A 24,599-nucleotide genomic window follows, 5' to 3' on the forward strand; every position below is an offset into this window, starting at 1 on the left:
GACGTCTGGCTTGAGCGTAGCCGCCGATCGTCCGGATGCAAAGCCGAACCGCGAAAGTGCGGCAAATCCGCTACACGCGCGAAGTGAGCAGACGCAGGCCCGCCGCGCCGAACACGAGCGCGAGACATGCATCGAGGCCGCGCTGGATGCGTTTGTACATGCGCCGCGCGGAGGCCATCGAGAAGAGCGCGGCATAGCCGCCGAACACGCATACGCCGATGCAGAGGCACCCCGCGACGACGACGAGCATGTGTCCCGGCCCTTCCCCCGCCGACGATCCGAGCGCCGCCACGGACATCCACACGAGAATCGCTTTCGGATTCGTGAGATGCAGTAGTGCGCCGCGCGCGTAGAGCCTGCGCGCGCTCTGCCCTTGCGCATCCGCCGACGAAGCGCGCAGCGGCGGCTTCAACGCCGCGCGTCCCGACTTGAACGCGAGCCACAACAGATACAGCCCGCCGCAGATCTTCACGCCGACGAGAAAGCCCGAGTACGCCGTCAGCGCGGCGGAGAGGCCGAGCGCGGCGAGCATCGCCCAGAAGAAGGAGCCGGACATCACGCCCGCCGCGAACGCGAAGGCCGCGCGCCGCCCGGACGTGCTCGCGATCGACATGATCGCGAGATTGCTCGGCCCGGGACTCGCGGTGCCGACGAAATACGCCGAATAAGCGATGAGCAGATTCGCGCTGAGCAAGGCGTGGCCGTTCATGGCGTGTGCGTCTCCGGTTCGGGTTTCGGGCAGTGTCGTCGAAGGCAGACGCGCGCGTCCATGAACGCTTCGCATTTTTGCGGGCAGGCCAGTTCCTTGCGCACGCACTCGCCGGTGCTATCTTTGAATGCGCACAAGCCACTCTCACAAGGACACATCATGGCGAAAGTACTGGTTCTCTATTATTCGATGTACGGCCACGTGGAAACGATGGCGCAAGCGATAGCCGAAGGCGCGCGCGGCGTCGCGGGCACGGAAGTCACCCTCAAACGCGTGCCCGAAACGATTCCCGCCGATCAGGCCGCGAAGATCGGCGTGAAGCTCGATCAGCAGGCGCCGGTCGCGACCGTCGACGAACTCGCCGGCTACGACGCGATCATCTTCGGCACGCCGACGCGCTTCGGCAACATGGCCGGCCAGATGCGCACGTTTCTCGATCAGACGGGCGGGCTCTGGGTGAAAGGCGCGCTCGTCGGCAAGATCGGCAGCGTGTTTTCATCGACGGCTTCGCAACACGGCGGACAGGAAACCACGATCACATCGTTCCATACGACGCTGCTGCATCACGGCATGGTGATCGTCGGCGTGCCGTATGCGTGCGCGGGACTCACGAACATGAGCGAGGTGTCCGGCGGCACGCCCTACGGCGCGACGACGCTCGCTTCGTCCGACGGCAGCCGTCAGCCATCGCAGAACGAACTCGATATCGCGCGTTATCAGGGCAAGCACGTCGCCGAGCTGGCCGCGAAGCTCGCCGCTTAAGCGACGCTCACGCCTCGACGTCGAGCTTCACTTCGTACAGCGACTTGCCGTTGAGGTCGTGCAGCGAGACCGTCAGCGCGCGGCTCGCGGGATCGATCTTCGCGCGGCCATAGAACTGCTGCATGGCCGCGGGCGAACGGTTCTGCGGATTGTCCTTCGGCACGCTGACATAGCGCAGTTCGGGACCGAACGTCATGTCGAGATCGTTCGGGCCGAACGTGCCCGCGTTGATCGGCCCGCCGACGAATTCCCAGAACGGCTTGAACTCCGTGAACTTCGCGCGCGACGGATCGTAGTGCGTCGCCTGCGCGTAGTGCACGTCCGCCGTAATCCACACGACGTTCCTGATGTCTTCCTGCTTGATGAAGCGCAGGATGTCGGCAAGCTCCAGTTCGCGGCCGGACGGCGCGCCGTTGTCCGCGTTGGCCCATGCCTCGAAGGTGCCTTTGGGCACATCGGGGTTCGCATCGGGCACGACGAGCGAGATCGGCATGTCGCTCGCAATCACCTTCCACGTCGCGCGCGATGCCTTGAGCGATGCCTTCAGCCACGCGGTCTGCTGCGAGCCGAGAAATGCCGAATCCGCGTCGAGACGCGTTTGCGTGTTCGGCGAGTTCGCGCCGCGATACGAACGCTCGTCGAGCATGAACACATCGAGCAGCGGCCCGAACTGAAAGCCGCGATACACCTGTTCCGGATCGAGCTGATTGATGCGATACGGGTTGTACTCGAACATCGCCTGCTTCGCGCGCGCTTCGAGCAGGTTGATCGAACGCGTCTGATAACGCTTCTCCGCTTCGCCGATCACTTGTCCCGGATACCAGTTGTTGCGCACTTCGTGATCGTCCCATTGCACGAGGAACGGCACTTCGGCTGCGAAGCGGCGCTTGTTTTTATCGAGCTGGTTATAGGCGAACGCCGCGCGATAGTCGTCGAGCGTCTGCGCGACATGCGACTTCCCTTCGGTCACGATGTTCGTCCACATCGTGCCGTCGGGCAGCTTCACTTCCGGTTCGATCACGCTGTCCGCATAGATCTGATCGCCCTGATGGATGAAGAAATCCGGCGCTTCGCGACGCATCGCTTCATAGATGCGATAGCCGCCGAAGCGCTCGTTGATGCCCCAGCCCTGCCCCGCTTCATCGCCGGAAAATACGAAGCAGATCGGCTTCTCCGCTTCGATCGATGCCGTGCGCAGACGTCCCGTCACCGGCTCGCTGTAGGCTTTGCCATCGACGAGATCGGCGAAGCGCACGCGATAGAACACATCGGCGCCGGGCGGCAGGCCGGTCAGATCGACGCGCGCCGTGAAACCGCTGCTTTCGAGCGCGGCCGGTCCGATGCGCCGTTGAATCGTCCTGAAGCTTTCGCTCGTCGAATACTCGACGATCATGCGCGCGGGCCGGTCCGTGCGGCTCCAGACGATGCCGCTCGTCGCGGTGACGTCGCCGCTCATCACGCCGCTGGGTAGTTGCGGACGCAACTTGTCGGCGGTGACGACGGCGGGCGCGACGCCTTGCGCGAGGGCATCGGCGAGACCCGCGCCTGTCAGGGCGAGGCCCGTGCCGGAAACGAGGCCCTTCAGCAAGGTGCGTCGGGACGGTTTGATGATGCGATCCGGCATGGCGAGCTTCCTCTCGAACTGAATGATGGGGTTGTGCGCTGCGTCGAATCGACGATGGTAAAGCGTAACGGTGTCGCTTTTGTTTCAACGCTCGCTTCATTACCCGCGCGGTTCGATGCGATCAGCACGCGGCGATTGCTGTGGCGGCTCACGGCATCGGCCACGCGTTCTTCCCAGAAACGCCAGTGCGTGGCTTTCGTGCGGCCTATCACGATGAGATCCGCGTCGAACTCGCGCGCCGCCTGCGCGATCGTGCGCGCGAGCGTCGTGCCGCCCGGCAGGTCCATCGTCACGCACATGCCGTTGATGCTCGATGCGCGTATCGCCTGAAGCGTGCGCTTCTCGACTTCGCGCGCGAGTTCGTCGACCTGCGCGAGCGCCGCGCCGAAGTCGTATTGCGCGGACGATATCGCCCAGAACGGCGCGCGGTCCACGACATGAAGCGCCGTGAGGCGCGCGTTGCATTCGCGGGCCCGCGCGATGCCGAGCGCAAGCGCTGCATGGCTGCCATCCGGTCCCACTGCGACGAGAACGTGTTGTTGCATGATGTCGTCTCCGGTTGAGTTTCGCGCGGTTCAGTGCATGCGCCACGCGCGCTTCACGGCATCGATCACGGCGGCTTCCGTGCAACTCATGACGCCATCCGCGACCACCGCCGATTCGCACAGCGTGAGCACATCGCGTCGCACGCGCTCGTCGGATACTTCCTGCGCGAGCTGATGCACGACATGCGGGTCGACGCGGCACACGTCGTCCCATGTGAGATACGAGCATCGCGTGAGATCCTCGCAGACCTCGCGCACGACGTCGTGCAACTCGCCCGCATGAAGCCCGAGCCGCGCATAGAAGCCGCGCCGTTCGAGCGCTTCGATTTCCGCACTGCCGATATGCCCGTCCGCGATCAGCGACATCACGACGATGCGCGCGGCCGCGCGAGGACTGTCCGATGGATAGTGGCGCATGGCATTTCTCCTTCGATGAAACGTCGTCAATGAAAGGCAGTGCGATGGTTTCGTTCAGGACCGCGCCGCCCGGATGCCTTGCATCGTAGGCGAGGACAATGAGCGTCTAATGAGCGTGCGATGTCTGCGCGAGCCGCACAGCGGCGCCGAAAAAGCGTTGGCCTTGGCACGACAGTTCGCATCTCCGCGCGCCTGCTACTCCCGTTCTGTGCGCCTTGCCACACAAGGCTTTCGCGCGCGCGATGCAGCGACTGGCATGGCGGATGCATAAGGCCTGCCGTCGCGTCATGACTGCCTGCCACTGTTTGACGCGACCGGGCCGACGCCTCGCGCGCCGGCCCGTTTCTTCCGGCGCCGCGACGATGGTTCCGGCGGCACGCGCAGGCGCCAAGGAGATCGACATGAACAGCTTCGACGACGCCTTCGAAGCGCTGATCGGCAGCGAAGGCGGCTACTCATTCCATCCGGCGGACCCGGGCGGCGAAACGATGTGGGGCGTGACGGCGCGCGTCGCACGCGGCTATGGCTATGCGGGCGCGATGAAGGACTTGCCGCTCGATCTCGCGAAGCGAATCGCGAAGCAGAAGTACTGGGACCCGCTGCATCTCGACGAATTCGATCCGCGCGTCGCGTTCCAGATCTTCGATGCCAACTACAACGGCGGGCTCGTCGTGCTGTGGATGCAGAAGGCATCGGGTGCAAAGGAAGACGGCAAGTTCGGCCCCGATACCGTCGATGCCGTGAAAGCCGCCGATCCGATGCGCTTCGTCCTGCGCTTCATCGCGTATCGATTGCGTTATCTGAAGGGCCTGCATGCATGGCCGACGTTCAGCCGCGGCTGGACCGAGCGCATGGCGACGAATCTTCTTTTGGGAGCAGCATGATGGACTGGTCGAAAGTGGCGGCAACCATCGGCGCGAAGGCGCCTCTTCTCGCGGGTCTCATCGGCGGGCCCGTCGGGCTTGGCGTCAGCACGGCGGCCGCGATCATCTCCCATGCGCTCGGGACGCCTAACGATCCGGATATCGTCGCGACCGCGCTCAACGATCCCGCCGCGCTCGACAAGATCAGCCAGGCAGAAAACGCGAACTCGTTGCAGTTGCAACAACTCGTGGTGGCGGCGGCGCAGGCGCGTCTGTCGTTCGAAGCGGACATGGCGCGCATCTCGGCGGGCGACCGCGCCGATGCGCGCGCAATGGGCATCGCGAACAGGGACTGGGTGCCCAAGTTCCTCGCGATGGCCGTGACCGGCGGCTTCTTCGGCATTCTGCTGCTGATGGCGTTGCGCGCGTTGCCCGAGGCGAATCGCGATCTCGTGAACGTCGTGGTCGGCGCGCTCGGGACCGCGTGGATCAGCATCATCGGGTATTACTTCGGGACGTCGGCGGGCTCGATGCGCAAGACCGAACTGCTCGCGCAACCGAGCGTGCCGATCACGCCCGAAACGGCGGTGACGTTGCGCGATCCGGCGCCCGCGTCGGGCGCGAACGGCGATAGCGCGCATCGCGCATTCGTGCCGGGCGGGCAAGGCCCGATCTTCACGGGCGCGTCGTGAGCGTCATCGTGTCAGAGCTCAGTTGGTCGTGCAACGCGCATGTTGATCGGCGATGTCTGCGCATAAACCGGCGCTGAGCCGACTCCGAGTGAAAGCGCGGTGGCGACCGTTGCTGCCGACAGATTGAGAAGCCGTTTCGCGTCGAACTGAGTCATGTCGATTCCCCTTTCCTTGTGTCGATATCCGCTTGGCGTTGCGAACGCTGGTCGCTGCAACCGTGGGGGGAATGTGGAGCTGGGGAATTAGGTAAAAGTGAGGATGATGCGGTCTGATCCCGAAAACGCTCACCTTTACGTCATAGGCGATTCAGAAATTACCTTTAAACAAGGGCTGCGAGCGCCATTCGACACGCATTCCCGAAAACCCTCACCTTTGCGCGATCTCGCCGCGGTCAGATCACGTTCAACATCGACAACGCCGTCTCCTGCAACGGCGGCAGCACGCGGGCAAGCGCTGCCTCGGCGGTTTCCTTTCCGATCGGCATGTTCGCCGACAACGCCGCGACCACTTCGCCGTGCCGGTTCTTCATCGGCACCGCGATGCCGCGCACGCCCATCTGCAATTGCTGCTCGATCGCGACGTAGCCATCCACGCGCGCCTGCCTGATCTTCTCGTATAGCTTTTCCTTGTTCGTGATCGTGAGCGGCGTGAAGGGCTTGAACTCGGTCGCTTCGAGCCAGCCGCGCACCGATGCCTCGTCCATATACGCGAGCATTGCGATGCCGCCCGACATCAGCGCGGCCGGCACGCGCGCGCCGAGCACGAAGCCGGTCGTCATCACGCGCGTCGAACCATTGCGCGCGATGATCACGAGGTCCCAGTCATCGAGCACGCTGACATACACCGACTCGTGAATCAGCGCGCTCAATTGCTGCAGATAAGGCTGCACGATGCGCGGCAGCCGCGCCGACTCGAAATACGACCAGCCCATGCGCAGCACGCGCGGCGTGAGATTGAAGAGCTTGCCGTCGGTCTGCACGTAACCGAGATGCGCAAGCGTCAGCAGATAACGCCGCGCCGCCGTGCGCGTGAGGCCGGTGCGCGCCGCGGCTTGCGTCGGCGTCATGCGCGCGTGCTGATCGTCGAAGGCTTCGAGGATCGCCAGTCCCTTCTCCAGTCCGGCGATCCAGTCGCGCTTGTCGAGTTCCGGTTTAGTCATGCTTGCATGCTTGTTTAGTTATGGATGGGCCGATGTTTCGGCGCTCCATCAAAGTCAATTGCTAGTGCTAACCCCCAAAGTGATCGATTATCGGACACGCGCGTGCGATAATCGCGCAAAATTTATCATAAATCGTTGATCGAAAAGGGTTGCGCTCTTATTCTCCAATCACTTTCAGAGCGCGCGTATTGCGACAAACCAAAACGCTCCGCCGCTCGGCCAGATTCCAGGCTCAACTCCATAAACCCATTGTTCGGAGACATCTCTATGGCTAGCCCTAAGGAAGACGCGCACGGCGGCCGCCAGGCGAAAAAAGCGACCGCGAGCGGCTGGATCGGCTCGGCGCTGGAGTATTACGACTTCTTCATTTACGCCCAGGCTGCTGCACTCATTTTCCCGCAGTTGTTCTTCCCGTCGGGCAATCCGAAGGTGGCGATCATCGCGTCGCTCGCGACCTACGGCGTCGGCTACGTGGCGCGTCCCATCGGCGCATTCGTGCTCGGTCATCTGGGCGATACGCACGGCCGCAAGAACGTGCTGCTCGTCTGCATGTTCCTGATGGGTATCTCGACGATGGCTGTCGGCCTGCTGCCGACGTATCACCAGATCGGCATGGCCGCGCCCGCGCTGCTCGTCGTGTTGCGCCTGCTTCAAGGCTTCGCGGTGGCCGGTGAAATCTCCGGTGCGAGCTCGATGATTCTCGAGCACGCGCCGTTCGGCCGACGCGGCTACTACGCGAGCTTCACGCTGCAAGGCGTGCAGGCCGGCCAGATTCTCGCGGCCGCCGTTTTCCTGCCGCTCGCCACGTTCATGCCGGAAGACATGTTCAACTCGTGGGGCTGGCGTGTGCCGTTCCTGCTGTCGGCCTTCGTGCTGGTCGCGGGCTACATCATCCGTAAGGAAGTGCATGAAACGCCCGCGTTCACGTCCGAGGAATCGCATGGCGGTGTGCCGAAGTCGCCGATCAAGGAAGCGTTCGCCAACAGCACGCCCGACATGATCCGCGTCGTCTGCATGGCGCTGATGAACGTGATTCCCGTGGTCGCGACGATCTTCGGTGCGGCGTATGCGGTGCAGTCTTCCTACGGCATCGGCTTCCACAAGAGCGTGTATCTGTGGATTCCGGTCGTCGGCAACATCGTCGCGGTGCTGGTGATTCCGTTCGTCGGCAATCTGTCGGACAAGATCGGCCGTCGCCCGATGATGATCGGCGGCTCGCTCATCTCCGGTCTGCTCGCCTTCGCGTATCTCTACGCGATCAGCATCCATAGCGTGCCGCTCGCGTTCCTGATGTCGCTGCTGATGTGGGGTGTCGTGTATCAAGGCTATAACGCGATCTTCCCGAGCTTCTATCCGGAACTCTTCCCGACCCGTTCGCGCGTTTCGGCGATGGCGATCTCGCAGAACATCGGCACGACGATCACCGCGCTGTTGCCCGCACTCTTCGCGGCCGTTGCGCCGCCGGGGTCGGACAACATTCCGCTGACGGTCGGCGCCATTGCGTTCGGCGTGACGATCATCGCGGCGATCGCGGCTTACTCGGCGCGTGAGACGTATCGCATCCGCCTGAGCGATCTCGGCAAGAAGGACGCCGTGCCGATGAGCCAGCAGGAATACGAGCGCCTGCGCGCCGATTCGATCTCCGTGGACAAGGTCGCGAAAGCGCACCACGCATGAGTTGACCGTGTTGGAGTGATCTTCCGGGCCCTTCGGGGCCCGTTTTTTTGCGTGACGCGATAACATGAATGCCTTCTCATCCATGACGCGGAGGCATGAATGGCCGGCTTCAACGAACGCATCCTCAACGGCATCAGCGTGTTCGCTGCGATCGTCGATGCAGGCACGTTCGCCGCGGCGAGCGATCGGCTCGGCATGTCGCAGCCCGGCGTGAGCCGCGCGATCGCGCGTCTCGAAGCGCGTCTGAAGATTCGTCTTTTCGATCGCACGACGCGCAGCGTTTCGCTCACCGACGATGGCCGGCGCTTCTTCGAGCACGTCATGCCGCATCTCGCGGGACTGGAGGAAGCGGCGGCCACGGCATCCGAAGGCGCGACGGCGGTGCGCGGCCGCTTGCGCGTGAACGTCGATCCGATCTTCTCGCGGCTTCTGCTCGGCCCGAAGCTCGACGCGTTTCTGAAGGCGCATGCCGATCTGCAACTCGAACTCATCACGAGCGACCGTCTCGGCGACATGATCGCGGATGGTTTCGATCTCGCCGTGCGCTTCGGCGAGCCGCGCGATTCGAGTCTCGTCGCGCGCAAGCTGCTCGATACGCCGGTGCGGACCGTCGCCGCGCCGTCGTATATCAAGCGATGCGGCACGCCCGCTACCCCGCAGGCGCTCGCAGACGGCACGCATACGTGCATCGAGTTTCGCGATCCCGAAACGGGACGGCCGTTCGCGTGGGAGTTTCATCGCAAGAAGAAGCGCATCACGGTGGAAACGCACGGCCGTCTCACGCTCAACGATCCCGGCACGATGCTGAGCACGCTGCTCTCAGGCTATGGCGTCGCGCAGATTCTGCTGCTGGGTCACGAACATCTGATCGCCGATGCCAAGCTCATCGACCTCTTCCCCGACTGGCCCGACGAGCGCTTTCCGCTGTATGCGTTTTATCCGTCGCGGCATCATCCGCCGGCGAAGACGCGCGCGTTTCTCGATCTCGTCATCGCGCTGACGGGAGGCGTCAACGCAAACTCTTCTCGAACCAGTGATGCGCGTAAGCCTCGTCGCTGAACGGCGCGACCTCGACATAGCCGGATCGCCGATACAGGCCGATCGCTTCCCCGAGCGCCTTGTTCGTCTCCAGACGCACGGCTTTCGCTCCGTTCTTCGACGCGAGCCGTTCGGCCTCTTCGAGCAGCCGACGTCCGACGCCGAGTCCGCGTGCGCCGGCGCTCACCCACATGCGCTTCAACTCGGCCGGCGACGCGCCGTGGAACTTGAGCGCGACGCAGCCTATCGCCGCGCCGCGCAGCCTCGCAACGATCAGCGCGCCCTGCGGCGCCGTCAATTCGCGCGCATCGGCGGACAGGCTGACGGACGGATCGAAGCCCGCTTCGAAGCGCGCGTTCAACTCCGCGAAGTATTGGTCGATGCACCATTGCGCATCCTCGCTCGTCGGGTCTTCGATCGCGAAGCGCATCAGCGAAGGTTGCAGCAAGCGCTCGACTTCGGCCATCGCCGCGATCAGCCGCTTGCGCTGCGCATCGTTCAACGGCGCGAGCATGCCCCCGGCGACCGCGTCCGATAACCTTTCGAGTTCTTCACGTTCGGCGCAGCCCGCATCGGTGAGGCTCGCGCGGCGCACGCGGCGGTCATCGGGACGAGACTCGACCGCGACGAGACCTTGTCGCTGCAGCGCGGCGAGCGTGCGGCTCACGTAACCCGAATCGAGACCGAGACGCTCGCGCAACACGCGAAGATCGACGCCCTGCGCACCGATTTCCCAGATGAGCCGTGATTCGCCCATCGGACGGCCGCGCCCGAGAAAATGCTCGTTGAGCGCGCCGATGCCCTCGGCAACGGTGCGATTGAAGCTGCGAATCTGGCTGATGTCGGTCGGGTTCATATCTCTGACTCTAGTCAGAGAATCGCCCGGCGTCAATCAATGTGCTTGCGTCTCGGCTTCCACGCGCGTTTTCTCCCGGCGCCACGTCGCGGGCGGCTTGCCGACGAGGCGCTTGAACGCACGAATGAACGCCGCTTCGGATGCATAGCCGACGTCCTGCGCGACCGCTGCGATCGTCGCGTTCGTGTTGCGCAGCAGTCCGGCCGCGACCTGCATGCGCCAGTTGACGAGGTACTGCATCGGCGGCAAGCCGATGATCTCGCTGAAGCGCTCGTGCAACGCCGAACGCGAGAGGCCCACGCGCTCGCCCAGTTCTTCGACGGTCCACTCGTGCGCGGGCGCATCGTGCATGACGGCGAGCGCGCGCCCGACGAATCGGTCGCGCAGGCCCGCGAGCCAGCCGCGGCTTTCATCGGGCAGTACATCGACGTAACGGCGCACGGCATCGACGAACATCATCTCGCTCATGCGTTCGAGCATCGCTTCGCCGCCCGGCCGCTTGTGACGCGATTCGACGACGGCCTGCTGCATGAAGTGATTAATCCAGCCCTGCGCGCCCGATTCCTTCAGATGCAAGAGGCGCGGCAACGTCGCGATCAGCGGATTGAACGGACGCAGATCGCAGCCGAGAAAGCCGCATACGAGCATCGTTTCATACGCGTCGTCGGGGCGTCGATTGTTGCGCGCCTCGACCGCGTCGTAGGTCAGCGTGAAGGGCAGCTGATCGATCTTCATCGAGAACGGATCGATATCCGCTTCGGCGCGAATGCCCGGCGCGCTCGAAATCACATGCGCGTCGCCGTGCGGAAACACGATGATGTCGCCGCTCGCAAGACGCACCGGCGCTTCGCCGACGAGCGCGCCCCAGCAGTTGCCGTGCGTCACGACGTGATACTCCATCACATGCTCGCAATCCGGCATGACGATGCTCGCGATGTCGCGCGCGGGCGGCGCTTCGGCCGCCCAGCTTCGATTGCCGCTCACGTGAAAGAACAGCGCGCCGCGCAAGCGCACGGTGCGCAGCACGTCGGACAGGATGTCGAGACTCATGGCGTCTCCCGGTGATCGTAAGCATCGCAAAGCGGACGAACGGACAATTCGCGGCGACTTGCGGACAGGCGTCGAAGCGATGGTAACGGGATACTGCATCTGCCCGCTATCAGGGCGACGCTCGACACATCATCCGGAACTGGAGAACGAACCATGCATGCGTTGAATACATCCGCGGTCTGCGACGAGCCGGCCAAATCACAGCAACCCGATTTCGCCGCGATCAAGGCCCGCCAGCAAGCCACCTGGGCGAGTGGCGACTTCGCGGTGATCGGCACGACATTGCAGATCGTCGGCGAGATGCTTGCCGAATCGATCGATGTGCGCGCCGGCGAGCGCGTGCTCGATATGGCCGCCGGCAACGGCAATGCGACGCTCGCCGCCGCGCGACGTTTTGCCCGCGTGACATCGACCGATTACGTTCCGGCGCTGCTCGAAAAAGGCCGTGCGCGCGCGCAAGCCGAAGGACTCGCGATCGACTTCGAGGTCGCCGATGCCGAGAACCTGCCCTTCGACGACGGCAGCTTCGATGTGGTGCTGTCGACATTCGGCGCGATGTTCACGCCGGATCACAGGCGCTCGGCGAGCGAAATGCTGCGCGTGGCGAAGAGCGGCGGACGCATCGGCATGGCGAACTGGACGCCCGAGGGTTTCATCGGCCAGTTGTTCAAGATCATCGGCGCTTACGTGCCGCCGCCCGCGGGGCTGCAATCGCCCGCGCTTTGGGGCACCGAGCCGCATCTCGTCGCGCTCTTCGGCGCCGAGGCAGCCGATATTCGTTGCGTACGCAAGTACTTCAACATGCGCTATGAATCGCCGGCGCACTGGATACAGGTGTTCCGCGATTTCTACGGGCCCGTGCATCGCGCGTTCGCGGCGCTCGATGCAGCGAAGCAGGCCGATCTCGAACGCGAGATCGGCGGCCTGCTCGAACGCTGCAATGTTGCGGGACCGTCTTCGCTCGTCGTGCCGAGCGAATACATGGAAGTGGTGATCGTCAGGCGTTGACGAGATGCGCTCGCGCGCGAATCACAGCGTGACGGGCTTGCCGCTGCGCGCGCTTGCGATGATCGCGGCGAGCGTCGCGGCATTGTCGAGACTCACTTGCGCGTAGTACTCGATGGCGGCGGCATCGTGCGTTGCGACCATGCGCGCGAAGCTTTCCGCCGCGAAGAAGAAGCCGCTTCCGGTGTCCGACTCGACCGTCTCGAACGGCACCGAATTCGGAATGCCGCGACGCACGCGCATCTGGCTCGGCAGATAGCCGTATTGATCGCCCGCCGTCTGCGCGCTCGTGTGATTCAGATATTCGGTGTCGATCGTGCCCTGCGTGCCGATGATCGTCGCGTGCCGATGATTCGCCGCATCCATCGAGCACGAGACTTGCGCGCGGCGGCCATCGGCGTAGATGAGCGTCGCCATGAGGCTGATGTCGACGTTGCTGTCGGCCCATGTCGCGATTGCATCGACGCGTTGCGGCGCGCTGCCCATCACGAGACGAATGAGGCTCAGCGGATAACTCCCCGCATCGAGCAGCGCGCCGCCGCCGAGCTCGGGCTTCATGCGGATGTTTGCGCCGGGATTGCCGACGGTGAAGCCGAAGTTCGCCTGAATCGCGCGCACGTCGCCGATCGCGCCTTCGCCGATTAGCGCCATCATCGTCGCGGTCTGCGGCTGGAAATAGTATGGGAACGCTTCGAGCAGCAGCACGCCGTTGCGATCGGCGGCCTCGAACATGCGCGCGGCTTCGTCGCGATCCAGCGCGAGCGGCTTCTCGCACAGGATGTGCTTGCCGTGATCCGCGGCCTTGATCGCCCATTCGGCATGCAGGCTGTTCGGCAGCGGAACGTAAACCGCGTCGATGTCCGGGCTCGCAAGCAGCGCGTCGTAGCTGCCGAACCATTTTTCGATGCCGTTTGCTTGCGCGAAGGCTTGCGCATTCTCGTCGCTGCGGCTCGCGACCGCGACGACGCGCACGCGCTCGCTCGGTCTCACGTCACGCGTGAATTGTCTGGCGATGTTCGCGCCACCGAGAATGCCGAGGCGCAGGACGGACGATGCTTGAGTGGATGACAAGGCGGGCTCCTGAATTTGTACCAAATGGTTCACCACGTCAAAGGTAACACAATCGCGTGCTTCAAGGCATGCACTTGTCGGGACGAACTTTCGTGCCGCGCCGGTCCGCCGGGACGTGGCAATTGTCCACGCGTTGATCGTCGCTGGCCTTGTCGCCGAGACGTTCCTTCAAGGTCTTCGGTTCCGGTGCGGCGGACGAAGCCGCAACGGGCGCTTCCGCTGCGTCCGTTGCAAGCGCGGCGCCGGTCCACGCGAGACAAGCGCATAGAAGAACGAGTGTCTTCATGACAGACCGCCATGAAAGATGAAACGAGCAGCTTCGCCGCGCGGCGAGCGCACGACGCCCCGCTTCTTGCGGTTTCATTCAGGCATGCATTCCGCTGACGACATCCTTCGCGCGCGCCGCCGACGCAACCGGACACAAGCCGCGCACCGCGACGATCAGACCGCTCGCGTCATCGCGGTTCCTGACGTCGAGCGTCGCGTGATGCCGTTGCGCGACGCGCAGCGCGATCGCGAGACCGAGCCCGCTGCCGTGTCCCGACGTCCCGACGCAACGATAAAAGCGGTCGCATACGCGATCGATCTCGTCCGGCGGAATGCCGGGACCGGAGTCCAGCACGGTGAGCGCGATGCCATCCGCTTGGCGCCGCAAGGTCACGTCGACGCGCCCACCGTGCGGCGTGTGACGGATCGCGTTATCGAGCAGGTTGTTCACGAGGACGGCGAGCGCGTGCGTGTCGCCCATGATCGTGAACGGATCGTGATCGTCCAGCGCATGTTCGAGTTCCAGGCCGAGGTCGATCGATCGTGCTTCGGCCAGCAACGAGAAATCGCTCACGCGGAGTTCGCAGAGCGTGCGCAGGCTCATCGGCGCGATGGCCGCTTCGCGCGCGGCGTCTTCGCGCGCCATGCTGAGCAGCTGCTGCGCGAGATGGATGAGGCGATTCAACCGGCCGTCGATCTTCGCGAGCGTCGCGGCATCGACCTGAAGCGAGCCATCGCCGATTGCGCCCTGGATTTGCAGCTTGAGCGCGGTGAGCGGCGTGCGCAGTTCGTGCGCGGCATCGGCGACGAACGTGCGCTGCGCCTGCGATGCCTCCGAGAGACGCGCGAGCAGGCCATTCAACGCATCGACGAGAGGACGCAGCTCGTCGGGCATCGGCTTGTGGAAGACGACGGGCTCGAGCGATTCCGGCGAGCGCGCGACGAGCGATTGCGACAGCCAGCGCACCGGCGAAAGCCCGCGCGCGACGACGAGAAGCACGATCACGACGATCACCGGAATCAGCAATGCGAGCGGCCAGATCGTGCGCAATGCGAGCGCCATGGCGAGATCGTCGCGGATGAAATAAGGCTGCGCGACCTGCACGAAGCGATCCGGCTGCGCGACGCCGAACGCGCGCCAGCGATACCCTTCCCGCTCCGCCGATTCGAAACCGTCGCCGAAACGCGGCAACGCGGGCTCGCGCGGCGAGTGATAGATGAGGCGGCCCGTCCGATCCCAGATGTCGATGACGAGCCGGTCGTCCGCGATGCCGTGCAGTTCGGGATTGCGGCCCTCTGCAACGTCGTCGGCGGTGATGTTATGCGGCAGCGAGAGCGCGACGGTGCGCAGTTCGTAGTCGAAGAGTTCGCCGGCTTCGAGGCGCGCGGCGTCGAATATGCCGACGCCCGCAATCAGGCACGCGATGCCAAGGCTGCAGATGAGCCAGCCGAGCAGCCATCGGCGGATCGTTGTCATCCGATCCTCTTCAATCGATAGCCGACGCCGCGCACCGTCACGATCTCATCCGCGCCGATCTTGCGCCGCAAGCTGTGAACGTGGACTTCGATCGCGTTGCTGCCCACTTCCTCGCCCCAGCCGTACAGTTTTTCTTCGAGCTCGGGGCGGCGAAATACGCGCGACGGCTCTTCGATCAGCGCCTGCAGCAGCGCGAACTCGCGCGGCACGAGATTGAGCGCGACGCCGCCCTTGGTCGCCTCGTGCGCGGCCGGATTGAGCGTCAGCTCGCCATGCGAGTACACCGGATGCTTGTGCCCGGTGCGGCGTCTCAACAATGCGCGGACGCGAGCCGCGAGCTCGTCGAGATCGAAGGGCTTCATCAGATAGTCGTCCGCGCCGGCGTCGAGGCCGCGGATGCGGTCATCAACGGCATCGCGCGCCGTCAGGATCATCACGGGCGCGTCGCCGCCGTTCTTGCGATACGTGGCGAGCACGTCGAGGCCGTCGCGCTTGGGCAGGTTCAGGTCCAGCAGCACGAGGTCGTACACGCCGTTGCCGAGCGACAGCTCCGCGGCCCGTCCGTCCTGCGCCCAATCCACCGTGTAACCGGCGCGGCGCAACGCGGCGAGCACGGTCTCCGCGATCATCTCGTCGTCCTCCACCAATAACAGGCGCATGCGCTTTCTCCAGGCTCAACAGGTCGCCGCCGATTGTCCGGCTTGCATGCTTAAGCGCCACTTAAGCTTTGCGCGCAGCCGCACATTATGTCCCCGATAACGCCTTGCGGCGCCGGCGGCTTAAGCATCGCATAAGGTTTGTCCACGCACTATACGTCGAGCGCGCCGATTCGCGGCCGTGCGGCCCCGGAGATGCCGATGCGAGCGTCCACTATCGTTTCCCTGCGTGCGAACGCCGTGCTGATCGCATTGTGCGTCGCGGCATCGGATGCGGCGTGGCTCGCGGTCTGCGGTTGCACGGGCCATGTGCATGCGCTCGAAACCACGACGATGCGTCTCGCGACGCTCGGGAGCGCGGCAGGCATCGTCTTCATCGTGCGACGCATCGCCAAGCTCGAATTCGATGCGGCCAGAGCCGCAAGGCGCATCGCCTGGACCACCGACAGATTCGTCATCGACGGAACCTGTCCCGGCGCCTGGCTCGTGCAGCTCCATGTGGAGCTTCATCCCGACGGCTCACGGTCGAGCGCCGCGCACGCGTGTCCCCACGCAGCGGCGTCCAGCAGAGTGCCACGCGGTCGGGCGTGACCTCGGAATCGCGCCCGACCTCCTTCGACCCGGCTCATGAGCCGGGTTTTTTTTGTCCGCGAATATTTACCGCGTCTCGCACTACACATTGCTTTCGCTCGCATTTCAATGTCCGTTCGTTCGCTTACCTAAGCATCCCCGTCTGTATCGTGCGCGGCGCGTGCGCGAGTTCGCGTGGGGCGGCATCGCAATCGTGTTGCTGCGCGTGGCGGAACCGCGGCGCGCGAGCGAATTGGCGCGCGATCGCGGCTAAAGGTGAGGCTTTTCGGGAGCGCGATTTTTCTTGCGAAAGTTGCAGATCGCAACTAAATTAGAGGCATTTGGTTGCGCCTCGCAACCGATGGAGAAGACATGGACTTCATCGACACACCCGTTCAATCGCGCGACAAAACCATTCTCGAACTGCGCGAATTCTCGCGCAAGCTCGTGCGCGAACTGGGCTTCATGCGCAACACGCTGGCCGACAGCGGACTCGCGCCTTCGGCGGTTCACGCGATCATCGAGATCGGGGCGACGCCCGGCATTCAGGCGCGCGACATCGCGCAAATTCTGCGGCTCGACAAATCCAACGCCAGCCGGCAGATCGCGCGGCTCGAAGCGGCGGGGCTTGTCACGCGGCAGACATCGAGCGAAGACGCGCGTTCGTCCGAGCTGTATCTCACGGCGAACGGACAGAAGCTGCGCAGAAAGATCGACAAGTTCGCGACCGATCAGGTTTCCGACGCGCTGCGCCGCATGGTGCCCGAGGATCAGCAGACGCTCGTGCGCTCGCTCGCGCTCTACGCCGATGCGCTCGCCCACGGTCACGAACACAAGATCGATCACAGGACGCCGCATGCCGCGCATACGGAAAGCGCGCGCATCGTCGAGGGATACCGGCCCGGCTGCATCGGCGATGTGGCGAGCCTGCACGCGCGTTTCTACGCGCATCACGCGGGCTTCGGCGTGTTCTTCGAGCGCAGGGTCGCGACGGAATTGGCCGCATTCGCGGAGAGTCTGCCGGTCGAAGGCCGCGCGTTGTGGCTCGTGATGGAAGGCGAGCGCACGCTCGGCTCGCTCGCGATCGATGGCGATCTCACCACGCGCGTCGCGCATCTGCGCTGGTTCATCGTCGACGATTCGTTGCGGGGCAGCGGCATAGGCAGGCAATTGATGGCGCGCGCGATGAGCTTCGTCGACGCGCACTACGACGAAACGTATCTCTGGACCTTCAAGAGCCTGGACGCCGCGCGCCACTTGTACGAATCGTTCGGATTCACGTTGAGCGATGAAGCCGAAGGCACGCAATGGGGCACATCCGTGATCGAGCAGCGCTTCACGCGGCACGCGGCGCGCTAATTCATCGGCGCAAGACGCGCGATGTCGGCCCTAGTCGTTGCGCGAAACGGCGCGCGCATTCGATGCCGAACGGCGTCGGACGCGCGCCGCGATCGTGCTGCACGTCGAAGCCCATGCGCCACGCCGCGATGCGCTTGCCGTAACAGGTGAGCGTTTCCAGGGACTGCATCACGAAGACGATTTCCGGCAGCGTCTCCGCATACAGCGATTCGGCATCGTCCTCGCGGCCTTCGGCGAACGCGTCGTAAATGGCGGCCTGACGATCGAACGCGTCGGGCGCGACGATCAGGCCATCGCAGCCCGCACGCAAGTTGTCCACGAGTTCCTGGCCACCGCGCCCGTTGAACACCGCGAGCGTCTGTTCGAGCGCGCGCAATCGTTCGATGGTCGCGCGGATCGTCACAGCCGGGCCCTCGCCCTTCAGCAAACGGAAGTTCGGCCGCTCGGCAGCGAGCGCGGCAATCGATTCCGCCGACAAACCCACGCCCAGATATTCCGGCGCGTTCTGAATGCCCGCGTTCGCGCCGGTCCGTTCGAGCACCGACGCGAAGAAGTCGTAGTAGAACGCTTCCGGCTCGCCGCGTTTGGACGGCGGTTGAAGGATCAACCACGACGCGCCGCGTTCGAGCGCATGGCTTGCGAGCGCGACTTGTGCATCGACGCTGTCGCCGGTGATCGTGACCGCGAGCGGCACGCGACCGGCGATATGCGCGGCGCATACGTCGATCATCGTGCGCTTCTCGTCTTCCGACAGGCGATGCACTTCCGTCGCGAGACCGAGCGTGACGATCGCCGGCGCGCCCGCCGCGAGGGTCGCGTCGATCTGCTTGCGCGTGGCGTCGTGGTCGAGGCGGTTCAGCGCATCGAAATAGGCGTACAGCACCGGCCACATGCCGGGCGGCGGCGTTTGCAGGTTCGTCATCGATTGGCTCCGCTCAATGCGAATCGCGCGGCACGGGCGCGCCGCTCGAACCGACGAGAAAGTCCAGGTCCGCGCCCTGATCCGCCTGCAAGACATGCTCGACATACAAGCGGTAATAACCGCGCTTCGGCAATTCGGGCGCCTGCCATGCGGCGCGGCGCTTCGCCAGTTCTTCGTCCGATACTTCGAGATGCAGACGCCGCGCTTCGACATCCAGTTCGATCATGTCGCCGGTCTGCACGAGCGCGAGCGGACCGCCCGCCGCCGCTTCCGGCGACACATGCAGCACGACCGCGCCGTAGGCGGTGCCGCTCATGCGGCCATCGGAGATACGGACCATATCGGTGATGCCTTTTTGCAGCACCTTTTTCGGCAGCGGCATGTTGCCGACTTCCGCGAAGCCGGGATAACCCTTCGGCCCCGCGCCCTTCAGGACCATGATGCAGTGCTCGTCGATATCGAGCGAATCGTCGTCGACCTTCGCGTGCAACTCTTCGACGTTTTCGAATACGACCGCGCGCCCGCGATGCTTCAGCAACGATTGCGTCGCCGCCGATGGCTTGATGACCGCGCCGTTCGGTGCGAGATTGCCCTTCAGCACCGCGATGCCCGCGTGCGGCTTGAACGGCTTCTCGAACCGCGTGATGACCTTCTCGTCGTAGTTCTGCGCGTCGCTGACGTTGTCCCAGATCGTGCGGCCGTTCACCGTGAGCGCATCGCGATGCAGCAAGCCTTGCTCGCCGAGCTGACGCAACACCGCGGGCAAGCCGCCCGCGTAATAGAAGTCTTCCATCAGATACTCGCCCGATGGCTGCAGATTCACGAGGCAAGGCACCTTGCTGCCGAGTTCCCAGTCTTCGAGCGTGAGCTCCACGCCGATACGCTTCGCCAAGGCGATCAGATGCACGACCGCATTCGTCGATCCGCCGATCGCCGCGTTCGTGCGAATCGCGTTCTCGAAGGCTTCGCGCGTGAGGATCTTGTCCATCGTGAGATCGTCCTTGACCATATCGACGATGCGTCGTCCGGCCATGTGCGCGAGCACCTGACGGCGCGCATCGACGGCGGGGATCGCGGCATTGTGCGGCAAGCCCATGCCGAGCGATTCGACCATCGAGGCCATCGTGGATGCGGTGCCCATCGTCATGCAATGGCCGCGCGACCGGTTCATGCACGATTCGGCTTCGACGAATTCTTCCTGCGTCATCGTGCCCGCGCGCACTTCCTCCGACATCTGCCAGACGCCCGTGCCCGAGCCGATGGTGCCGCCGCGAAAGCGGCCGTTCAACATCGGTCCGCCCGACACCGCGAGCGCGGGCAGATTGCACGACGCCGCGCCCATCAGCAAGGCGGGCGTGGTCTTGTCGCAGCCGACGAGCAGAATGACGCCATCGATCGGATTGCCGCGTATGGATTCTTCGACGTCCATCGACGCGAGATTGCGGAACAACATGGCTGTTGGCCGCAGATTCGATTCGCCGAGCGACATCACCGGAAACTCCAGCGGAAAGCCGCCCGCCTCGCGCACGCCGCGCTTCACGTATTCCGCGAGCTCGCGAAAATGCGCGTTGCACGGCGTGAGTTCCGACCATGTATTGCAGATGCCGATGACCGGCCGGCCATCGAACTGATCGTGAGGTATGCCCTGGTTCTTCATCCACGAACGATGGATGAACGCGTCTTTATCGTTGCCGCCGAACCAGCTTTGCGAGCGTAGCTTCTTGCGCATGGAAGTCCCCTTTATCGCGCTTTCTTCATAGTGTGGGATCCAGTAAAAAAGGCCGCGCGGGCGGCCTTTTCAGAAACCCGGACACGTCGAGTTATACACCTCGCATACGCATCCGGCGCGCGTGCAGCGCAAGATTTGACGATCAGTCGAGCATTTCCTGCGACCTTTCGCGCATGCACGCCACCGCGATCACGGAGAGCACGCCGCAACCGATCACGTACCACGCGGGCGCCATCACGCTCTTCGTAATGACGATGAGCGACGTCACGAAGAACTGCGCGAAGCCGCCGAAGATCGCCACGCCGATGCTGTAGACGATGGCCGCGCCCGTCGCGCGCACCGAACGCGGGAACAGCTCGCCGAGCATCGCGCCGGTCGGACCGACGTTGAGCGAATGCACGATAGAGAGGACGGTGACGACCGCGAGCAGCGTCGTCGCGTTCGGCGATTTGTTCAGCAGCGCGAAGGCCGGCCAGATCGCGAGCATCAGCAGGATGCGCGTCGTCTGCGCGAGCTTGTTGCGGCCGATGCGGTCCGACAGATAGCCACCTATCGGCGCGACGATAAAGAGAATCGCGCCCGACACGCAGCCCGAAAGCATCGACGTCCAGCTCGGCAGGCCGAGCGTCTTCACGCCGTAGATCGACAGATAGAACACGATGATGAAGTGCGCCGACGTGCCGCCGATCGTCAGGCCGAGTCCGTTGAGCACCGCGCGGCCATGTTCGCGCAGCACGGTGACAAGCGGAATCTTCGGTGCCTTGGGCGCGGCGGCGACGTTTTGCGGCGGCGCTTCTTCCATCGTGCGACGCAGCCACCAGCCGACGGGCACGATCGCCGTGCCGATGAAGAACGGCACGCGCCAGCCCCAGCTTTCGAGTTGCGCGGTCGTGAGCGTCGCCGTGAGCGCGACGCCGGTCAACGCGCCGGCGAGCGCCGAGAGTCCCTGGCTCGAGAACTGCCACGATGCATAGAAGCCGCGCCGGTTCGCGGGCGCCTGTTCGAGCAACAGCGTCGTCGATGCGCCGACTTCGCCGCCCGCCGAGAAGCCTTGAATCAGCCGTGCGATCACGAGAATGATCGGCGCGGCGATGCCCGCTTGCGCGTAAGTCGGCGCGACGGCGATCATCGCGGTGCCGAGCGCCATCAGCCCGAGCGTGAGGAGCATCGCCTTCTTGCGGCCGGCGCGATCGGCGTACATGCCGATCAGCAAGCCGCCGATCGGCCGCGTGAAGAACCCGACGCCGAAGCTCGCCACCGCAAGCAGCAACTGGCCGACCGGATCGTCCACCGGAAAGAACAGCTTGCCGATGGTCAGCGCGAAGAACGCATAGACGATGAAGTCGTAAAACTCGAGCGCGTTGCCGACCGCCGCCGCCAGAACGAGCCGCGTGCGCGCCGCGCGGCTGGTTTGCATCGAAGGATTCGCGGGCGCGCTGGCAAAGGTAGGTGCGTTCATGATGGATTCCGAAGGATCAGTCGGCGAGCCAGGCTTCGGCCAGGCGCACCCAGTAGCTCGCGCCGATCGCGAGGATGTCGTCGTTGAAATCGTAGCCGGGGTTGTGCACCATGCAGCCGCCCTTCGAGCCGATGCCGTTGCCGATCCACGCATACGTGCCGGGGCACGCTTCGAGCATGAAGGCGAAGTCTTCGCTGCCCATCAGCGGACGCGCGGCCGGATCGACGCGTTGCGCGCCGAGCATTTTCGTCGCGACATCGGTGGCGAAGGCGGTCGGTTCCGCGTGATTCACGAGCACCGGATAGCCGAGCTCGTAGTCGATGTCGGCCGTGCAGCCGAACGCCAATGCCTGCGCGTTCACGAGCGCGGTGATGCGCTCCTGAAGCTGCTTGCGCACGCCCGCGTCGAGCGCGCGCACGGAGAGCTTCAGCAGCGCGGTCTCGGGGATCACGTTGCACGCCTCGCCCGCCTGCACGCTGCCGACGGTGACGACCGCGGATTTCTGCGCATCCACTTCGCGCGCGACGATGCTGTTGAGACCGAGCATGATCGATGCGACCGCGGGCATCGGATCGCATGCGACGTGCGGCATCGCGCCATGTCCGCCGACGCCGCGCACGGTGATGTTCACGCGATCCGACGACGCCATGCCCGGACCCGGCGTGAAGAACATGTCGCCCGCGGGCAGGCCGGGCATGTTGTGCAGGCCGAACACGGCGTCGCACGGGAATTTTTCGAAGAGACCGTCTTCGATCATCGCGCGCGCGCCCGCCTCGCCTTCCTCGGCGGGCTGGAAAATCACGATCAGCGTGCCCGAGAACTGGCGGCTTTCGGCGAGATGGCGCGCGGCGCACAGAAGCATCGCGGTGTGGCCGTCGTGGCCGCATGCGTGCATCGTGCGCGCGTGTTTGCTTGAATACGGCAGGCCGGTGGCTTCCTCGATCGGCAACGCGTCCATGTCGGCGCGCAGTGCGATGCGCTTGCCGCCCTCGCCTTCCGTCAACACGCCGACGACGCCCGTCTTGCCCAGCCCGCGATGCACTTCGTAGCCCCATTGCGCGAGCAATCCCGCGACGAGATCGCCGGTTTGCGTTTCCTCATACGCAAGTTCCGGATGCGCGTGAATGCGCCGGCGCACATCGACGAATTCCGACGCGATGGCGGCAATGCCGGGGATGACGGGCTCGACTGACAACATATGACGCTCCTTGCTCGATGCGATTCGATGTGTGCCAAGCATATAAAGCCGATAAGCAAACCAAAAGACGGTAAATTTATTGCGTGATGACTATTGGTTGTCGGCGATAACCCTAGGATGTCGGCCATGAGCATGAAATATCATCAGTTGCGCGCTTTCCTGACGACCGCCGAGCAAGGCAGCATTCGCGCGGCGGCGCGCAGCCTTCATTTGTCGCAAGCGGCGCTGACTAAGGCGATCAAGGAACTGGAACAGGATCTAGGCGTACCGCTCGTGTTGCGCACAGCGCGCGGCGTGCAACTGACGGCGTTCGGGCAGCAGTTGCGCGTGCGGGCGCATCTGATCGTCAGCGAAATGCGCCGCGCGGAAGACGACATCGCGCAGATGAAAGGCGCCGGCGCGGGCAGCGTGAGCGCGGCCGTCACGCCGACTGCCGCGCTATCGATATTGCCTCAGGCGTATCGGGCGTTTCGCAAGCAGATGCCGGACGCGCGCGTGAGTTTCATCGAAGGCTTTCCGGGCGTCGCGATGCCGCGTCTGCGCGATGGTTCGCTGGACTTCGTCGTGGCGGTCGTCGTGCCCGAACATCTCGCGCCGGAGTTCGATCACATCGAGCTGTACGAGAGCCGCTCGGCGATCGTCGGGCGCGCGGATCATCCGTTGCGGCACTGCACGTCGCTCGCGGAGTTGTCGGATGCGGAGTGGCTGCTGAATCCGTCGCCGGAAAGTTCGACGCAGGCGCTGCTCGATTCGTACGCCGAGCGCGGTCTGATGGTGCCCAAACGCGTGATCGAATGTCCGAGCTTCATCATCGCGCACGGGTTGTTGCGTGGCTCGGATGCGCTCGCCGCGATGCCCGCCGCGTTGCTGGAACATCCATGGGTCGGCGAAGGGCTCGCGATCTTTCCTATCGTTGATCCGTTGCCTGCCGTGTCGGTGCGAATCGTGACGCGCAGGGACAGTCCGCTGACGCCCGCTGCGACGTTGATGCTGGAGTGCTTGCGGCACGCGGCGCGGGGACAGTGAGGCAGGTGCGCTTCAAGAAGATTCCGGATTCGTGGAATAGACAGCGAGAATCGGGGCTGTGAGGAGGAATGCACTCACTTTTTCTGGACGATCATTGCATCAGTCGATGCCTATCCGAATTAGCGACTAAACTTCAAAGAGGCGTCGGTGCATGCGTCCAACGTCTGCGCCCAAACAGTCACGATCCAGACGTGCAAGCGAAGGAGGCAGACCCATGCCGACAACCGTTCGAACCCCTGAGCAGATTCGCGACGAACTGCAAAGCCGCATGGCCAAAATCTCCGCTGACGCGCCGGGAGCTGTGCGCATGCGCATACCGCTGCCAGAGCGGCATCCGCCCGACGCATCCGGCCGCAACTGGAACATCGTGCCGCTCAACGACCTCGGTGCGGACTATGTACATCACGTCGAGAAGGTGATCGAAGACATGCGTACCGAGTTCGTGCTGCCAGATTGACGCTGAAAGCA

At 64.2% G+C, this 24,599-nt stretch carries 26 protein-coding genes; 10 read left to right on the top strand and 16 right to left on the bottom strand.

Features of this window, described 5'->3' with window-relative positions:
* Positions 1-70 precede the first annotated feature (70 nt).
* Positions 71-709 (bottom strand): LysE family translocator, encoded by a 639-nt coding sequence (locus NCS00_RS20255; RefSeq protein ID WP_175982348.1) that lies wholly within the window; start codon positions 707-709, stop codon positions 71-73.
* A 159-nt stretch (positions 710-868) separates the two neighbouring features.
* Between NCS00_RS20255 and wrbA the strand changes: the two genes are divergently transcribed.
* Positions 869-1,471: an NAD(P)H:quinone oxidoreductase gene (gene wrbA / locus NCS00_RS20260; RefSeq protein WP_250440829.1), complete on the top strand. Its 603-nt coding sequence runs from the start codon at positions 869-871 to the stop codon at positions 1,469-1,471.
* Positions 1,472-1,478: 7 nt separating this feature from the next.
* On the opposite strand, the gene NCS00_RS20265 is transcribed toward wrbA, so the two are convergent.
* Genes NCS00_RS20265 through NCS00_RS20275 form a run of 3 tightly spaced genes read right to left on the bottom strand, consistent with a single transcriptional unit; the run spans position 1,479 to position 4,057 of the window.
* Positions 1,479-3,095, bottom strand: a complete 1,617-nt coding sequence (locus NCS00_RS20265) for an alkaline phosphatase D family protein (RefSeq protein ID WP_008354243.1) — start codon at positions 3,093-3,095, stop codon at positions 1,479-1,481.
* Positions 3,053-3,640 carry a universal stress protein gene (locus tag NCS00_RS20270; protein WP_250436277.1) on the bottom strand — a complete coding sequence of 196 codons (588 nt, stop codon included), beginning with the start codon at positions 3,638-3,640 and terminating at the stop codon, positions 3,053-3,055. Before NCS00_RS20270 ends, NCS00_RS20265 begins: the two co-directional genes overlap by 43 nt.
* A gap of 30 nt (positions 3,641-3,670) precedes the next feature.
* Positions 3,671-4,057 carry a tellurite resistance TerB family protein gene (locus tag NCS00_RS20275; RefSeq protein ID WP_250436278.1) on the bottom strand — a complete coding sequence of 129 codons (387 nt, stop codon included), beginning with the start codon at positions 4,055-4,057 and terminating at the stop codon, positions 3,671-3,673.
* Between the two features lie 401 nt (positions 4,058-4,458).
* Here NCS00_RS20275 and NCS00_RS20280 point away from each other — a divergent pair, with 401 nt between their 5' ends.
* Together NCS00_RS20280 and NCS00_RS20285 are read left to right on the top strand one after the other, a co-directional pair.
* Complete coding sequence (locus NCS00_RS20280) at positions 4,459-4,941, top strand: glycoside hydrolase family 108 protein (RefSeq protein ID WP_008354240.1); 483 nt, start codon at positions 4,459-4,461, stop codon at positions 4,939-4,941.
* Positions 4,941-5,612 (top strand): hypothetical protein, encoded by a 672-nt coding sequence (locus NCS00_RS20285; protein WP_008354239.1) that lies wholly within the window; start codon positions 4,941-4,943, stop codon positions 5,610-5,612. The genes NCS00_RS20280 and NCS00_RS20285 overlap by 1 nt, the downstream gene beginning before the upstream one ends.
* Before the next feature lie 11 nt (positions 5,613-5,623).
* On the opposite strand, the gene NCS00_RS20290 is transcribed toward NCS00_RS20285, so the two are convergent.
* Together NCS00_RS20290 and NCS00_RS20295 are read right to left on the bottom strand one after the other, a co-directional pair.
* The gene (locus NCS00_RS20290) at positions 5,624-5,767 is read right to left on the bottom strand and encodes a hypothetical protein (protein ID WP_250440830.1); all 144 of its coding nucleotides are present in this window, start codon (positions 5,765-5,767) and stop codon (positions 5,624-5,626) included.
* Between the two features lie 236 nt (positions 5,768-6,003).
* Positions 6,004-6,771 carry an IclR family transcriptional regulator domain-containing protein gene (locus NCS00_RS20295; protein WP_008354238.1) on the bottom strand — a complete coding sequence of 256 codons (768 nt, stop codon included), beginning with the start codon at positions 6,769-6,771 and terminating at the stop codon, positions 6,004-6,006.
* Between the two features lie 267 nt (positions 6,772-7,038).
* On the opposite strand from NCS00_RS20295, the gene NCS00_RS20300 reads away from it, so the two are divergent.
* Positions 7,039-8,448, top strand: a complete 1,410-nt coding sequence (locus NCS00_RS20300) for an MFS transporter (protein WP_008354237.1) — start codon at positions 7,039-7,041, stop codon at positions 8,446-8,448.
* 99 nt (positions 8,449-8,547) lie between these two features.
* Positions 8,548-9,507, top strand: coding sequence for a LysR family transcriptional regulator (locus NCS00_RS20305; RefSeq protein WP_250440831.1), 960 nt, complete (start codon positions 8,548-8,550; stop codon positions 9,505-9,507).
* Here NCS00_RS20305 and NCS00_RS20310 read toward each other — a convergent pair.
* Positions 9,458-10,342, bottom strand: coding sequence for a bifunctional helix-turn-helix transcriptional regulator/GNAT family N-acetyltransferase (locus NCS00_RS20310; RefSeq protein WP_250436290.1), 885 nt, complete (start codon positions 10,340-10,342; stop codon positions 9,458-9,460). The two genes, NCS00_RS20305 and NCS00_RS20310, sit on opposite strands and share 50 nt — an antisense overlap.
* Positions 10,343-10,378: 36 nt before the next feature.
* The gene (locus NCS00_RS20315) at positions 10,379-11,392 is read right to left on the bottom strand and encodes an AraC family transcriptional regulator (RefSeq protein WP_250436292.1); all 1,014 of its coding nucleotides are present in this window, start codon (positions 11,390-11,392) and stop codon (positions 10,379-10,381) included.
* A gap of 153 nt (positions 11,393-11,545) precedes the next feature.
* Between NCS00_RS20315 and NCS00_RS20320 the strand changes: the two genes are divergently transcribed.
* Entirely contained in the window at positions 11,546-12,400 is an 855-nt protein-coding gene (locus NCS00_RS20320) for a class I SAM-dependent methyltransferase (protein ID WP_034472261.1), read from the top strand.
* A gap of 21 nt (positions 12,401-12,421) precedes the next feature.
* Here NCS00_RS20320 and NCS00_RS20325 read toward each other — a convergent pair whose 3' ends face one another.
* The 4 genes from NCS00_RS20325 to NCS00_RS20340 form a co-directional block, all read right to left on the bottom strand.
* Entirely contained in the window at positions 12,422-13,468 is a 1,047-nt protein-coding gene (locus tag NCS00_RS20325; protein WP_250440832.1) for a Gfo/Idh/MocA family protein, read from the bottom strand.
* A gap of 61 nt (positions 13,469-13,529) precedes the next feature.
* The gene (locus NCS00_RS20330; RefSeq protein WP_239295342.1) at positions 13,530-13,754 is read right to left on the bottom strand and encodes a hypothetical protein; all 225 of its coding nucleotides are present in this window, start codon (positions 13,752-13,754) and stop codon (positions 13,530-13,532) included.
* Positions 13,755-13,832: 78 nt separating this feature from the next.
* Complete coding sequence (locus tag NCS00_RS20335) at positions 13,833-15,212, bottom strand: ATP-binding protein (protein ID WP_008354229.1); 1,380 nt, start codon at positions 15,210-15,212, stop codon at positions 13,833-13,835.
* Positions 15,209-15,871, bottom strand: coding sequence for a response regulator (locus NCS00_RS20340; RefSeq protein WP_008354227.1), 663 nt, complete (start codon positions 15,869-15,871; stop codon positions 15,209-15,211). Before NCS00_RS20340 ends, NCS00_RS20335 begins: the two co-directional genes overlap by 4 nt.
* 198 nt (positions 15,872-16,069) lie before the next feature.
* Between NCS00_RS20340 and NCS00_RS20345 the strand changes: the two genes are divergently transcribed.
* Together NCS00_RS20345 and NCS00_RS20350 are read left to right on the top strand one after the other, a co-directional pair.
* A complete protein-coding gene (locus tag NCS00_RS20345; RefSeq protein ID WP_250440833.1) occupies positions 16,070-16,459 on the top strand; it encodes a hypothetical protein in 390 nt (129 codons plus the stop codon).
* Positions 16,460-16,810: 351 nt separating this feature from the next.
* Positions 16,811-17,797: a bifunctional helix-turn-helix transcriptional regulator/GNAT family N-acetyltransferase gene (locus NCS00_RS20350; protein WP_175982358.1), complete on the top strand. Its 987-nt coding sequence runs from the start codon at positions 16,811-16,813 to the stop codon at positions 17,795-17,797.
* 1 nt (position 17,798) lies between these two features.
* Here the strand turns inward: NCS00_RS20350 and NCS00_RS20355 are convergent, their stop codons facing one another.
* The 4 genes from NCS00_RS20355 to NCS00_RS20370 form a co-directional block, all read right to left on the bottom strand.
* A complete protein-coding gene (locus NCS00_RS20355) occupies positions 17,799-18,719 on the bottom strand; it encodes a dihydrodipicolinate synthase family protein (protein WP_008354223.1) in 921 nt (306 codons plus the stop codon).
* 13 nt (positions 18,720-18,732) lie between these two features.
* Positions 18,733-20,448: an IlvD/Edd family dehydratase gene (locus NCS00_RS20360; protein ID WP_008354222.1), complete on the bottom strand. Its 1,716-nt coding sequence runs from the start codon at positions 20,446-20,448 to the stop codon at positions 18,733-18,735.
* A gap of 142 nt (positions 20,449-20,590) precedes the next feature.
* Positions 20,591-21,907 carry an MFS transporter gene (locus NCS00_RS20365; protein WP_034472267.1) on the bottom strand — a complete coding sequence of 439 codons (1,317 nt, stop codon included), beginning with the start codon at positions 21,905-21,907 and terminating at the stop codon, positions 20,591-20,593.
* Positions 21,908-21,923: 16 nt separating this feature from the next.
* Complete coding sequence (locus tag NCS00_RS20370) at positions 21,924-23,105, bottom strand: M20 aminoacylase family protein (protein WP_250440834.1); 1,182 nt, start codon at positions 23,103-23,105, stop codon at positions 21,924-21,926.
* Positions 23,106-23,237: 132 nt separating this feature from the next.
* Between NCS00_RS20370 and NCS00_RS20375 the strand changes: the two genes are divergently transcribed.
* Positions 23,238-24,131 carry a LysR substrate-binding domain-containing protein gene (locus NCS00_RS20375; RefSeq protein WP_033535848.1) on the top strand — a complete coding sequence of 298 codons (894 nt, stop codon included), beginning with the start codon at positions 23,238-23,240 and terminating at the stop codon, positions 24,129-24,131.
* Positions 24,132-24,345: 214 nt separating this feature from the next.
* Entirely contained in the window at positions 24,346-24,588 is a 243-nt protein-coding gene (locus NCS00_RS20380; RefSeq protein WP_250440835.1) for a hypothetical protein, read from the top strand.
* The last annotated feature ends 11 nt before the right edge of the window (positions 24,589-24,599 follow it).

Origin of the sequence: Caballeronia sp. AZ1_KS37 (assembly GCF_023631165.1) — a bacterium.
GTDB lineage: Bacteria > Pseudomonadota > Gammaproteobacteria > Burkholderiales > Burkholderiaceae > Caballeronia > Caballeronia zhejiangensis.

Coding starts and splice junctions, on each gene's coding strand:
- NCS00_RS20360 (WP_008354222.1), bottom strand. CDS start 20,448: ATGCGCAAGAAGCTACGCTCGCAAAGCTGGTTCGGCGGCAACGATAAA.
- NCS00_RS20340 (WP_008354227.1), bottom strand. CDS start 15,871: ATGCGCCTGTTATTGGTGGAGGACGACGAGATGATCGCGGAGACCGTG.
- NCS00_RS20375 (WP_033535848.1), top strand. CDS start 23,238: ATGAAATATCATCAGTTGCGCGCTTTCCTGACGACCGCCGAGCAAGGC.
- NCS00_RS20315 (WP_250436292.1), bottom strand. CDS start 11,392: ATGAGTCTCGACATCCTGTCCGACGTGCTGCGCACCGTGCGCTTGCGC.
- NCS00_RS20380 (WP_250440835.1), top strand. CDS start 24,346: ATGCCGACAACCGTTCGAACCCCTGAGCAGATTCGCGACGAACTGCAA.
- NCS00_RS20345 (WP_250440833.1), top strand. CDS start 16,070: ATGCGAGCGTCCACTATCGTTTCCCTGCGTGCGAACGCCGTGCTGATC.
- NCS00_RS20285 (WP_008354239.1), top strand. CDS start 4,941: ATGGACTGGTCGAAAGTGGCGGCAACCATCGGCGCGAAGGCGCCTCTT.
- NCS00_RS20265 (WP_008354243.1), bottom strand. CDS start 3,095: ATGCCGGATCGCATCATCAAACCGTCCCGACGCACCTTGCTGAAGGGC.
- NCS00_RS20270 (WP_250436277.1), bottom strand. CDS start 3,640: ATGCAACAACACGTTCTCGTCGCAGTGGGACCGGATGGCAGCCATGCA.
- NCS00_RS20295 (WP_008354238.1), bottom strand. CDS start 6,771: ATGACTAAACCGGAACTCGACAAGCGCGACTGGATCGCCGGACTGGAG.
- wrbA (WP_250440829.1), top strand. CDS start 869: ATGGCGAAAGTACTGGTTCTCTATTATTCGATGTACGGCCACGTGGAA.
- NCS00_RS20365 (WP_034472267.1), bottom strand. CDS start 21,907: ATGAACGCACCTACCTTTGCCAGCGCGCCCGCGAATCCTTCGATGCAA.
- NCS00_RS20370 (WP_250440834.1), bottom strand. CDS start 23,105: ATGTTGTCAGTCGAGCCCGTCATCCCCGGCATTGCCGCCATCGCGTCG.
- NCS00_RS20300 (WP_008354237.1), top strand. CDS start 7,039: ATGGCTAGCCCTAAGGAAGACGCGCACGGCGGCCGCCAGGCGAAAAAA.
- NCS00_RS20290 (WP_250440830.1), bottom strand. CDS start 5,767: ATGACTCAGTTCGACGCGAAACGGCTTCTCAATCTGTCGGCAGCAACG.
- NCS00_RS20335 (WP_008354229.1), bottom strand. CDS start 15,212: ATGACAACGATCCGCCGATGGCTGCTCGGCTGGCTCATCTGCAGCCTT.
- NCS00_RS20275 (WP_250436278.1), bottom strand. CDS start 4,057: ATGCGCCACTATCCATCGGACAGTCCTCGCGCGGCCGCGCGCATCGTC.
- NCS00_RS20330 (WP_239295342.1), bottom strand. CDS start 13,754: ATGAAGACACTCGTTCTTCTATGCGCTTGTCTCGCGTGGACCGGCGCC.
- NCS00_RS20355 (WP_008354223.1), bottom strand. CDS start 18,719: ATGACGAACCTGCAAACGCCGCCGCCCGGCATGTGGCCGGTGCTGTAC.
- NCS00_RS20280 (WP_008354240.1), top strand. CDS start 4,459: ATGAACAGCTTCGACGACGCCTTCGAAGCGCTGATCGGCAGCGAAGGC.
- NCS00_RS20320 (WP_034472261.1), top strand. CDS start 11,546: ATGCATGCGTTGAATACATCCGCGGTCTGCGACGAGCCGGCCAAATCA.
- NCS00_RS20310 (WP_250436290.1), bottom strand. CDS start 10,342: ATGAACCCGACCGACATCAGCCAGATTCGCAGCTTCAATCGCACCGTT.
- NCS00_RS20350 (WP_175982358.1), top strand. CDS start 16,811: ATGGACTTCATCGACACACCCGTTCAATCGCGCGACAAAACCATTCTC.
- NCS00_RS20305 (WP_250440831.1), top strand. CDS start 8,548: ATGGCCGGCTTCAACGAACGCATCCTCAACGGCATCAGCGTGTTCGCT.
- NCS00_RS20255 (WP_175982348.1), bottom strand. CDS start 709: ATGAACGGCCACGCCTTGCTCAGCGCGAATCTGCTCATCGCTTATTCG.